Source organism: Pseudomonas sp. B21-036 (assembly GCF_024748925.1).
Classification (GTDB): Bacteria; Pseudomonadota; Gammaproteobacteria; order Pseudomonadales; family Pseudomonadaceae; genus Aquipseudomonas; species Aquipseudomonas palmensis.
The window spans coordinates 2,166,182-2,178,430 of sequence record NZ_CP087178.1 but is presented as its reverse complement, the minus strand read 5'-3'; the positions used below and the strand labels follow the sequence as shown (position 1 = coordinate 2,178,430).

At 65.5% G+C, this 12,249-nt stretch carries 7 protein-coding genes and 1 pseudogene; all 8 read right to left on the bottom strand.

Annotated elements, in window-relative coordinates:
- Positions 1-19 precede the first annotated feature (19 nt).
- The 8 genes and pseudogenes from LOY33_RS09675 to LOY33_RS09645 all read right to left on the bottom strand — a co-directional run bounded on the left by LOY33_RS09675 (position 20) and on the right by LOY33_RS09645 (position 12,227).
- Entirely contained in the window at positions 20-667 is a 648-nt protein-coding gene (locus tag LOY33_RS09675) for a response regulator (RefSeq protein ID WP_043861102.1), read from the bottom strand.
- Between the two features lie 43 nt (positions 668-710).
- The gene (locus LOY33_RS09670) at positions 711-3,092 is read right to left on the bottom strand and encodes an ATP-binding protein (protein WP_258662506.1); all 2,382 of its coding nucleotides are present in this window, start codon (positions 3,090-3,092) and stop codon (positions 711-713) included.
- Complete coding sequence (locus LOY33_RS09665; protein ID WP_258662505.1) at positions 3,089-5,890, bottom strand: ATP-binding protein; 2,802 nt, start codon at positions 5,888-5,890, stop codon at positions 3,089-3,091. Before LOY33_RS09665 ends, LOY33_RS09670 begins: the two co-directional genes overlap by 4 nt.
- A 139-nt stretch (positions 5,891-6,029) precedes the next feature.
- On the bottom strand, positions 6,030-6,818 hold the full coding sequence (locus LOY33_RS26010; protein ID WP_404702909.1) for a methyl-accepting chemotaxis protein: 789 nt from the start codon (positions 6,816-6,818) through the stop codon (positions 6,030-6,032).
- A gap of 69 nt (positions 6,819-6,887) precedes the next feature.
- Positions 6,888-7,655: pseudogene (locus LOY33_RS26005) on the bottom strand (MCP four helix bundle domain-containing protein); the annotation flags it as partial.
- A gap of 201 nt (positions 7,656-7,856) precedes the next feature.
- Positions 7,857-8,660, bottom strand: coding sequence for a bifunctional diguanylate cyclase/phosphodiesterase (locus LOY33_RS09655; RefSeq protein WP_088514871.1), 804 nt, complete (start codon positions 8,658-8,660; stop codon positions 7,857-7,859).
- 164 nt (positions 8,661-8,824) lie between these two features.
- Positions 8,825-10,294 carry a SulP family inorganic anion transporter gene (locus LOY33_RS09650; RefSeq protein WP_043861106.1) on the bottom strand — a complete coding sequence of 490 codons (1,470 nt, stop codon included), beginning with the start codon at positions 10,292-10,294 and terminating at the stop codon, positions 8,825-8,827.
- A gap of 169 nt (positions 10,295-10,463) precedes the next feature.
- Positions 10,464-12,227, bottom strand: coding sequence for a S8/S53 family peptidase (locus tag LOY33_RS09645; protein WP_258662504.1), 1,764 nt, complete (start codon positions 12,225-12,227; stop codon positions 10,464-10,466).
- Between the last annotated feature and the right edge of the window lie 22 nt (positions 12,228-12,249).

The window sequence follows — 12,249 nt, the reverse complement described above, 5'->3', positions numbered from 1 at the left end:
CCTGAAAACGCGGGCACGCCTACTGGAACAGGTTGGCCTCCAGGCAGTACGAGATCAGCTCCTGGTCGCTGCGCACATCCAGCTTGCGCATGGCCGCGATCTTTTGCGTGCTGATGGTCTTGGGGCTGCGATTCTGATTGATCGCGATGTCGCGCAGGCTCATGCCCGCCACGAACAGACGCAGGATCTCCACTTCGCGGGTGGAAAGCGAAGCCATGCGCTCGTCGATCTGGTAGCCGTTGTCGATCACCGAGTTCCGGTTCGCCGGCGCCAGCTTGTAGATGCGGTTCTGGCTCAAGGCTTCCAGTGCGCGCAGCAACTCTTCGTTCACCGTACGCTTGTCGATCACACCCGCCACGCCCAGATTGTAAAGCCGCGTGAGGATGAGGCTGTTGGACACCATCGTCAGCACCAGCACGCGCAGCGCGGGGAAGTTGCGCGTCAGGTAGGTGATCAGCCGCAGGCCGTCGCCATACTGGGAACTCTCCGGCATGTTGTAGTCGGTGATCAGGATCTGGGGCTGCTTGTCGTGCAGCACGTTGATCAGTTCGGTGGAGCTGCCCGCTTCGCCAACCACCTCGAAGCGCGGGTCGGACTTGATGAGTTCGCGTACGCCAAACAGCACGATCGGGTGGTCATCGGCGATGACTACGGTGATTTTATGCATGATCGCTCCGGTGTGCACAAAGTGTGGCAAGTCTCGGCCCGGGTCATACCGACCTCATCAAGTCGCAGAGCCGGTCGAGCGCCTGGTGAATATCGTCAATCAAGGTGAGCTGCAGGCTGGGCGCGCGCAGGCGGTGCTCAAGCTCACCGAACAGCCTGGCCAGCGCGTGCGCCTGCACCACCGACAGTGCGCCACTGACACCATGCACTTTGTGCAGGACGTCGGTTTGCTCGCCGGCCGCCAGGGCCAGGCGAATGGCGCGGATGTCCTTCTCCATGGTACTCAAAAACAGGTCGCGCATGGCCGGCGACAACACGATGCCCGCTGCCGATGACTCCGCCTCGGCCAACTGCACCGACAGCTCTAGCGACGGCTGGCGCCCGGCCTCCTCGTGCGCCAGCGCCGGGGTGACATTGAGCAGCAGGTTGCGCAAGGTGGTCAGGCTCAGCGGCTTGACCACCCAGCAGGTCATGCCCGCTGCCTGGCAACGCTCGCCCTCGTCGCGCATGGCATTGGCGGTAACGCCGATGATCGGCGCCTTGGCGTTCTGCAGGCGTATCGCGCGCGCCAGCTCGTAGCCGTTCATGACCGGCATGTTGACATCGGTCAGCAGCACGTCGAAGCGGTACTTGCGCCACTGCTGCAGCGCCTGCTGGCCATCGCTGGCCAGTTCCACGGTGCAGCCCAGGGCTTCGAGTTGTTCCTTGAGAATGGCCTGGTTGATCAGGTTGTCCTCGGCCACCAGCACCTGCAGGCCAAGCGCCGGCAAGGCAGGGGCTGCGCCAGGCGGCGCGGGCTCGGTGACGCCGTTCTTTTCCATCAGCACGGCGCCGGCAATCGCCCGCACATGATTGGCGCTGACGCGCCAGCCCGCCTCCATCGGCTCGGGAACCTGCGGGCCGTCGTAGTCGCACAACAGGCGCCGGCCGTTCCAGTCCGGCAACCACTTGCCGTTGCCCAGTACCTCGACCAGCAGCGCCCCGCTGTGCACCTCGTGCTGCGCGGCGCTGAGCACCGTAACCGTGGCATGCCAGCGCAGCAGCCAGCTGCCGATGTTCTCGGCCAGCTCCAGCACGGGCGCACGCACGTACACCTGCACGCCGCCGAGGTCGATGCCAGGTTCTGCCGGCAACGGCGTGTCCGGCAGCACGAACGGCAGGCGCACCGTGAAACTGCTGCCCAACCCCTGTTCGCTGACCACCTTCACCTCGCCGCCCATCAACGCACTGAAGCGGCTGCAGATCGACAGGCCAAGCCCGGTGCCGCTGACCAGGTTGCTCGCGCGGGCCTGGTAGAACGGCTCGAACAGGTGCAGCTGCTGCTCCGGGGAAATGCCGATGCCGGTGTCGGTGACCTGGAGTTCCAGCGTGATGTCTTGCCCTTCGCCCCTGACCACGCGACAGCGCAGCACAACCCGCCCGATGTCGGTGAACTTGATCGCGTTGCCCAGCAGGTTGTTGAGGATCTGCCAGATGCGCACCTCGTCCCCGACCAGCTGGTCGGGTATTTCCGGTGCCACGCAGGCATAGATCTGCAGGCCCTTGGCACGCGCGTTGGCGATGTGCGCGGACATCACGTCCTCGATCAGGCCCAATGGCGAAAAGGCCACCGACTCAAGGGTGAGTTGACCCGACTCGATCCTGGACACGTCCAGCACATCGCTGATCAGTTGCAACAATGTGGAGGACGAGCGCTGGATGATGCTGAGGTAATCCATCTGGCGCTGGTCGAGGCCGGTCAGGCCGAGCAGCTCCAGGGTGCCCAATACGCCGTACAGCGGGGTGCGGATCTCGTGGCTCATGGTCGCCAGGAAGAGGGTCTTGGCTTCACTGGCCTTGTCGGCCATGGACTTGGCCTGGCTCAAGGCCACCGCGCGTTCCAGGTGTTCGGTGACGTCGGTGAACGCGCACAGCAGAACCTGCTGGTCCTGGTAGCGGGTCGAGGAGAAACTGAGCCGGAAACAGCGACCCTGCAGCACCATGCTCGCCTCGCCGCACAGTTCGATGCCGGGTTGGCGCGCCATCTCGACGATGGACTGCGCCACTTCGCGACTGTCCTTGGCACGCTGATTTTCCACCACCACCTGGTGGTCGTGCAGGCGGATGACAATCAGCCCGGCAGGTGCACTTTCGATCACCGCCAGGCTGAACGCCTGGCTGTCGAGCAGCTCGCTCCGGGCCTGGCGAGCCGGCGCGATGACCTGCCGGCGATAGTGGTAGTACAGCCACCCCAGCAGGGCACTGAGCAACGCGAATGCCAGCACGATGCGCAGCAGCGGTAAATTCGCCCCACGGATGAAGCTGACGCAATCGACGCAGTACTGCGCTGCCCATTGCTCGTGGGTCATCGCCAGCAGGAAGATCAGGGCAATGCCAAGCAGCAAGCCGATACCGAGGCGTAGGGAGCTTCTGGCCAACGACGTCACGCTCGCCTCTCTTCACGCTGGCAGTGCTGCAGGCAGGTGAACAGCGCACCGAGGCCGAAGGGTTTGACCAGCAGCTGCTGCATGCCTACCGCCAGGCACCGATCGCCCTCGTCGCGCATGGCATTGGCCGTGGCACCGATGATGGGCACCACGCAACCTTGACGACGAAGGGCCTTGGCCAGGTCATAGCCATTCATGCGCGGCATGTTGATGTCGGTGAGCACCACGTCGAACACCTCGTTCTGCCACAGCGCCAGGGCCTCATGCCCATCGCGGGCCAGGCCCACGCTGCACCCCAGCTCCTCCAGCTGGTCCTTGACGATCAGCTGGTTGATCACATTGTCTTCGGCGACCAGTACCCTCAGGTCCAGTTGCCGGGTGATCTCGTGCTCGATCCGGCCAGGCGCCGGGGGGGCGATGCCCTGGGCCTGGCTGACGGCCGCCAGCAGCCCGTTCAGGTCGTTGAGCTTGACCCGCCAGTAGCGTTGCTGCGACGGCGGCTCGCACTCCTGCGGGCATATCACTACACGCGGCCCGCTCCACTCCAGCAGGACGGGGTGCGCGGTGTGCGGGTGGGCCTCCACCAGCAGCACGTCATGCGCGGCCTGGATCTCGGGTGGCAGCCCGATATGGGTCTGTGCGCCCCAGCGCCGTAGCCAGCCACTGACGTATTCGGCCATTTCCAGCACCGGGGAATGCACGTAGATCATCTCGTCGGCCAGGCGCGGTGTATCGCTCGCCGGCATCGGGTACGAACGCCCCAGCGGAATGCTCAAGGTAAAGCTGCTGCCCAGGCCCACGGCGCTGACCACGCGGATGCTGCCGTTCATCAAGGCGGCCAGGCGCTGGCAGATGGACAGGCCCAGGCCGGTGCCGGGCACCACGTTGGTCTTGGTCGAGGACTGGTAGAACGGCTCGAACAGCAAGGCCTGGTCGTCCGGGGCAATGCCCGGGCCGCTGTCGCTGACCTGCCAGAGGATGTCGGCCCGTTCCTCGGTCATCGAGCCGACCTTGGCACGCAGTACGATCTGCCCGCTCTCGGTGAACTTCACCGCATTGTTGAGCAGGTTGTTCAGCACCTGGCGGATGCGCGTTATGTCGCCGCGCAACAGCGCCGGCATGTGCGGGTCGACGAAGGCATACAGATACAACCCCTTGCTGCGCGCAGCACCGGCGTAGCTCTGGGTCACGTCGTGGATGAGCTCCAGCGGCGAGAACTCGCTGGCCTCCAGGGCCAACTGACCGGCTTCGATCTTGGCCACATCGAGAACATCGCACACCAGGTTGAGCAGCGCTGCCGAGGAACTCTCGATGGCGTGCAGGTAGTCTTTCTGCGGCCCCCTCAGCTCGGTACGGGCCAGCAGCTCCAGGGTTCCGAGCACGCCATACAACGGCGTGCGTATCTCGTGACTCATGGTCGCCAGGAACAGTGTCTTGGCTTCATTGGCGGCATCGGCCATCTGCTTGGCCATGGTCATCGCGGCCTCGGCCTGCTTGCGCGTACTGATATCGCTGAAGGCGCAGAACAGCACATCCTCGCCGTTGTAGCGGGTGCGCACGAAACTCAGGTGCAGGTGGCGACCGTCGCCGGCCTGGAACTCGTCGGACTGGACAATTTCGCGGTCGCTGAAGGCTTGTTCGATCCAGCCATGGCACAGGCGCTCGCGCTCCTTGCACTCGCCCAGCCACTGCTGCGACAAGGTGTTCTCCAGTACCACCTGGCCATCCGCGCGGCGCAGCACGCACAGCGCCACCGGGGCGGTCTGGATGATCGCGCGGTTGAACGCTTCACTTTCGATCAGTGCATCGATGCGCTGGGTTGCCGGGGTGATCAGGCGCCGTTCGACGCGCGTCACCAGGCGCCCCACCAGCACGCCGATCAGCAGGATCAGGGTGCTGGCAGCCAGCAACGGCCACCACAACACCTTGAGCAAGGCCTCCAGCCCAATGGCATAGAACAGCTTCCAATCCGAGTAGCCCAGCTTCTTGCGCATCACCAGCTGGTCGGGCCAGAAGCCTTCCCCGGAGAAGCCGAAGTCATGGCCTGTCTCCAGCTTCGGCAAGGGCAGCGACGGGTACACGCTCGACACGCTGCGCATCATCACATCGCCTCTGGGGTTGAGCATCATGAACTGCCCTGCCGCGTCATCGTGCAGCGTGCTGGCCACGTCGCTGGCATCCATCTCCATGCCGAGCCAGCCCGATCGGGGCTGGTGGAAATCCACCCGCACGAACAGATACAGCCGCGGCGTCGACGCCTGCTGATCGCTGAGCCAGACCGCCTGGTCCGCCTCGGGCAGGGTGGGATCAATACGCTGCAGGCGGCTCAGCACCGCGCCAGGGATCGGCGTATCGAAGCTGACCGTGCGGTTCAGGTACACCACGCGGGCCGCCACCTGATCGGCGACGTACAGCAGGTTGATGCGGTTTGTGGTGAGGAAATCCACCATGCGCCCGGACAACTGCAGGTCCCAGCGGAGGTCGTCACCGGGCTGTCGGTGGCCGACCTGTTGCGCCACCGCGAACTGTTGCCCAGGTGGCTTCGCCACCGCCGACAGCGCGAGGCTCTTGAGCAACGCCTCGCGCTGGGTGAAGAACACCCGTGCATTGGCGATGGCATCGCTCATGAGCCCCTGACGACGGGAAACTTCGTTTCTGAGAATCGAGCTCAGGGAAATGATCGCACCCACCACCATGCCCAGCACCAGCAACTGGGCGAACAATCGCAGCAGCCGGCGCACGGCCTTGGGGGTGGAGAAGAACGAGTCGGTGGGTTGCAGGAAATGCTTCAATTTCATGGCGCCAGCTTAAGTGCCCTTTGCTGCGCAGCACTATCAGGCAAGCCTTAAAAATGCGCCCCAGCACAGCCAGGGCGCTTGGCTCAGCTCGATGTACCGCCGCGAATGCGCATGCCGTGGCTGGTGCACCGGCGCGGTTTCACGTGGTGAAACGCCGGGTCAGGTCGGCCATGGCAATCGCCAGCCTGGACAGCTCGTTGCTTGCAGTGGCCGTCTGGCTGGCGCCGTCGGAGGTCTGCACCGAGTGATCGCGAATGCTCACCAGGTTGTGGTCCACCGAACGTGCCACCTGCGCCTGCTCTTCGGAAGCGGTTGCAATCAGGAAGTTGCGGTCGTTGATCTCGGTGATCGAACGGGCAATCGCATCCAGTGCGGCGCCGGCTTCCTGCGCGATCCCCAGGGTGTCCTGGGCATTGACGCGGCTTTGCGACATCGCCGTTACCGCCTGCTCGGCCCCCGCCTGGATGTCGGCGATCATGGTCTCGATTTCCTTGGTGGACTCCTGGGTGCGGTGGGCCAGTGCCCTCACCTCGTCGGCCACCACGGCGAACCCCCGCCCCTGGTCACCGGCCCTGGCAGCCTCGATGGCAGCATTGAGGGCCAGCAGGTTGGTCTGCTCGGCAATCGCGCGAATCACGTCCAGCACCTTGCTGATGTTCTGTGCCCTGTTCGCAAGGCCTTCGACTTCCCCGCTGGTGGACTCGACAATCGTTGTCAGGTTCTGGATGGCGACAACCGCCTGGGTCACCCGCTCGGAACCGGTGCGGGTCGAACTGGCGGACTGCTGGGTGACTTCCGACGCGGAGGCTGCGTTGCGCGCCACCTCTTCGACCGCAACCGTCATCTCGTTCACTGCGGTAGCGGCCTGTTCGATTTCATCGCTCTGCTGCTGCAGCCCGCGGCTCGATTCCTCGGCCACCGAATGCATCTGTTCGGCCGCTGCGGCCAACTGGTTCGACGAGTCGCCCATCAGACGAATGGTGTCACGCAGGCTGGCCTGCATGCTCGCGGTCGAGGCCATCAGGTCGGTCAGCTCGTCCTTGCCGGACATCGGCACGACACTGCGCAGGTCGCCTTCGGCAATCCGCTGGTTGATCCCCAGCACCGCCAGCAACGGCACGGTGATGCTGCGCGCGAACAGAACCCCCATCAGGATGCTCAACACCACGACCACGCTGATGATCACGATCACGGTCTTCACCGAGCTCTGATAGATGGCCTCGGACTCGATCCCTGATTGGCGGGCACCTTCGCGGTTGATGTCCATCATCTTGCCGATAACGACCTGCAGGCTGTTCGCCAGCGGCCGAGTCGTCTGGTTGAGGTACTCGGTGGCTTCGGCGGCGTGGTCGGCCTGCACCCGTTCCAGAAAGCTGTCCAGCTGCCCTATGTAGTTGGCGATCCCTGTCTTGACATCGTCGTAGGCCGCTTGTTCGTCCGGGCTGGACACCTGGTGACGATAGTCGGTGACCGCCTTGTCGAGCTCGCTGCGTGCACCGGTGATGGTCTCGATGGACATCTTCCTGATCGCTGGGTCATCGGTACTGAGGAGGCGATAGCTTTCAAGCCGCAGGCGCAGCACCAGCGCGTCGATCGCGCCTCCCTGGCGCACACTTTCCATCCAGTTCTTCTCGATTTCCAGGGCAGCGGCACGCACTCGGCCCATTTGCATGATGGAAACCACACCCAGAACAATGACCAGCACGTTCAATACGAAAAACACCAGTATTGCTCGATGGCCCAGCCTGAAATTTCTAAGCAGCATGTTCAATCCCTCATAGAAACAAGCAGAAAATCGGAGGCACCCGACTCCGCGTCGTTGCTGGTGGGGACTTTAATGAGGGCGTTTGAAATAGCCTATCAGGCAAGCCTTAAAACGGGCCTGCGCACCGCCCTCCGATGATCGGCGATCGAGGTACGCCCACACTCCGAGCGGCCAGGCGCCCTTGCGTGGAGGTGGCAGCCGCTAGTTGAACAGGCGTTGCAACTCCGTCGGCGGCAAGGGACGGCTGAGCAGGTAACCCTGCGCGTAATGGCAGCCCTGGCCCACGATGAAGTCCAGGTGGTCAGCCTCCTCGACGCCTTCGGCAACCACTTCGAAGCCCAGCTCGCACCCCAGCCCGATGATTGCACGACAGATCGCGTGCAGCTTGCCGCTCTGGGGCTGGCCGCTGACGAAGCTTCTGTCGACCTTGAGGATGCTCAATGGAAAACGCAGCAGGCAACTCAGGGCTGAGTAGCCGGTGCCAAAGTCATCCAGCGCCAGCCGCACACCCATGCTCACCAGTTCATCGAGGCAGGCCTTGACCTGGGCACTGTCGCTGACCCACTGGCTTTCGGTGATTTCCAGGATCAGGCTCGCCGGCGGCAGCCCGCAGGCCTGCAGAACGCGCCGCACCGAGGCGGCGAAGCCGACCTGCTCCAGCTGCAGGCTGGAGACGTTGACCGAACAGTGCAGCTGCCCCTGCCCGGCCAGCTGCCAGTCGCGGACCTGTCGACAGGCGCGCTGCAGCACCCACTCGCCAACCGGCACGATCTGCCCGGTGGCTTCAAGGGTGGGGATGAACGCCAGCGGCGGCACCAGTTGCCCGGCAGATCGCCAGCGCAGCAGCGCCTCGACACCCGCGATGTAGGGGCGACCCTGATCGACGCGGTAGAGCGGTTGATAATGCAGTTCGAACTGATCCCGCTCCAGGGCCCTTCCGAGGTCCGACTGCAACGACGTACTCGCGACGGGCGTCGAGACCACGTAAAGCGCCGACTGATTCATCACTCACCCCTCCCACGCAGGCGTGCCATAGCCCATCCACCGCTTCGAAAGACTCCTCCAATCAACAGGCTTGCCGTCAGAGAACGTCACTCCCGTGACAGGCCAATGTTCAGGCACATGCCGCAGCGCGGACCATCAGCAGATCCTTAAAAATGCGCGTGGGCTCAGGCGGTGTGCTGCTCCCCCGCGCGCCTGAGCAGTTGCTTGCAGCGCTCGGTCAGGTGCACCACGCGCAGGTGCTTGCCGGCCTTGGCATAGCGCTCGCGCAGGGTCTTGATGGCAGCGATCGCCGAGTAGTCGACCACCCGCAGGTGGGCGCAGTCCAGGGTCACCTCGGCCGGGTCGTCGGCCGGGGTGAACTGGTTCAGAAAGGTGGTGACCGACGCAAAGAACAGGGTGCCGTGCACGCGGTACAGCTTGCTGCCGTCGGCGTGCACGTCGCTGTCGGCGTACAGCTCGCGGGCCTGCTGCCAGGCAAAGTTCAGGGCGGCGATGATGATGCCGAACATCACGGCAGCCGCCAGGTCGGTGAACACCGTGACCACGGTGACCGCCACGATGGTCAGCACGTCGTTCACCGGCACCTTGTGCAGCACCCGCAGCGATGCCCAGGCGAAGGTCTGCTGCGCCACCACGAACATCACCCCCACCAGTGCCGCCAGCGGAATGCGCTCGATCAGCGGCGCGAGAAACAGCACGAACATCAGGATCATCACCCCGGCCACGACGCCCGACAGCCGGCCGCGCCCGCCGGAGCCGAGGTTGATCACGGTCTGCCCGATCATCGCGCAGCCGCCCATGCCGCCGCACAGGCCCGAGACCATGTTGGCCGCGCCCAGCGCCACGCATTCGCGGTCGGGGTGGCCGCGGCTCTCGGTGATTTCGTCGGTGAGGTTGAGGGTGAGCAGGGTTTCGAGCAGGCCGACCATGGCCATCAGTACTGCATATGGCGCGATGATGCGCAGGGTGTCGAGGGTCCATGGCACCTCGGGCAGGGCCAGGCCCGGCAGGCCTCCGGCAATGTGCGCCATGTCGCCCAGGGTGCGGGTGGGCAGGTCGAACAGGTACACCAGCAGGCCCACGCCGAGAATCGCCACCAGCGCCGGCGGCACGGCGCGGGTCAGGCGTGGCAGCACGTAGACGATGGCCATGGTCAGCGCCACCAGGCCGAGCATCAGGTACAGCGCATTGCCGGCAAGCCAGGCCTGGCCGGACTTGAAGTGTTCGAGCTGGGCCAGGGCAATCACGATGGCCAGGCCGTTGACGAAGCCGAGCATCACCGGGTACGGCACCAGGCGCACCAGCTTGCCCAGGCGCAGCAGGCCGAACAGCAGCATGACCAGCCCGCCCAGCAGCACCGTGGCCAGCAGGTATTGCACGCCGTGCTGCACCACCAGCGCGACGATCACCACCGCCATCGAGCCGGCGGCGCCGGAAACCATGCCCGGGCGCCCACCGAACAGTGCGGTCAGGGTGCAGATGATGAAGGCGCCGTACAGGCCCATCAGCGGGTTCAGGTGCGCGACCAGGGCGAAGGCGATGCACTCGGGCACCAGGGCGAAGGCGGTGGTGAGGCCGGCGAGCACGTCGGCGCGCACGGGGGCGAGTCGGAAGGGTTTGCGTGTGGGCTGCATCGGGGTTCCAATCGGCAGGGCATCGCCTGCGGGGGTGACAGGGTATCGAGGGGGTGCAAAAGGTTGGCTAGCTTACCTCAAACACAAACGGCGTCGCAGCCATCGCGGGGCAAGCCCGCTCCCACAGGACTGTGCAGAGCGGGCTGGAGCCGCGATGAAGGCGACACCCTCATCGCACCCGGTCGCGGCTCTGCACCGCCAGGTCCAGGGCCTTGTGCATGTCCAGCCGCGCCGAGCGGCCGACGTCCTTGTCATTGAGCTGGTAGTTGCGCTCGGACGGCAGGATCGGCGCGGTCAGGTCTTCGGCGTCCATCGGCTCGAAGTCGCCCTCGCTGCCCAGGGTCATGGCGCTGCGGCGCAGCAACAGGCGCAGTTGCTCGGGCTGCAGGCGCGGGTTGATCGAGAGCATGGCCGCCACCACCCCGGCCACCATCGGCGTGGCATAGGAGGTACCGCAGTGCACCTCGCCGCGCTGGTCGGCCTGCGCAGCGGACGCCTGCACGCAGGCGGCGGCGGTGATGTCCACGCGCGCGTCGATGTTGGAGGCGGCGCGCTTGACCACATAGGCCGGATCATCCACCGCCACCGGGCGCTCGCTGCGCTGGTGCCCGCCCACCACCAGCAACTGCTCGGTGACGAACGAGGACGGCAGGCGGTACTCGTCGGTACCCGAGTACGACGCGCCATTGCCCGCCGAGTTGATCACCACCACGTCCGGGTGCTCCTTGCGCAGCCACAGGAAAAACTCCTCCAGCAGCTCTTCATAGCCGCTCATGGCCAGGCCCGAGCGCACCAGCGAGTCGACCTCGTCGCCCTCGACGTTCTTCGCCCCCACCCGGTGGATGCCCCAGCTCCAGTTCAGCACCCGCACGCCATCCTCCACCAGGTTGACCGAGGCGGCGATGTTGGCGGTGATGCCGGCGTCGGAATTGCGCTCCACGATCACCTCGAAGCCGGGGCTGGCCGGGTCGAGCCCGCGCAGAAAACCGGTATTGCCGCCTTGCTCCCAGCGCGCGGCCAGCACCCCGGCCACCGTGCTGCCATGCCCGTCGGGCTTGTCGGCGTCACGCGCGTACAGGCAGGTGCGTGGTCGCTCGCCGCGGCACGGGCCCAGGTAATCGGCGAAATCGGGGGCGTCGAAATCCACGTCGCGCTCGATCACGCCGATGCGAACCGGGCTGACCGGTACCGCCGCATCGCGGGCAGGGATGCGCCGCTGGTAGAAGTTGACCGCGTCCATGAAACGGTTGGCGGCCCACTCCTCGCCGCCGGGCCGGGCCTGCGCATCTGCGGGTTCGCGCTCCTCGCCCTTTTCCGGCGCGGACTCCTCGATCACCACGGCGTCCACGCTGACCTCGCTGCCCAGGCGCAGCACCATGGCATCGCGCTGCACCAGGTCACTGACCGGCAGGCGCAGCTGGTAGACGTTCAGCGGCGCGATCGCCCCCACCACCTTGGCGCCGTACTTGTCGGCCAGGCGCCGGGCCTCCTGCAGGCCGTCGTGGCGCTCTTCGATCAGCAGGCTGACCAGGTCGACATAGGTGGTCAGGCCGTCCATGTTCTTCGCCACCTCGCCCGGCCCGGCGGGCACCACATGGCTGGCCTTGAGCGACAGCCACACCGGGTTGCTGGCCTGGCCGCCCGCGTCCTGCAGCCACAACGGGCCGCTGTCCAACCGCGCCGTATCGAGGTTCAGCCGCAGCGTATCGCCATCGCGGGTGACACGGGCGGCGGGCAGCACGTGCCCGTCCAGATGCACCCCGGGCGTGCCCTGCGCCAGGCCGCGGGTGCTCACGCACCACTGCTGCTGCACCGCGCTCAGCACATCGCCACAGCGCTGCAGGCCGGTGATGCGCAAGGGCTCGGCGGCGATGGCCAGGGTGCTGGCCAGGGCCAGCAGGGCGAAACCGGGTGCAATCAGGTGGGGCAGCATGGGCGACTCCGTTGCAGGGTGG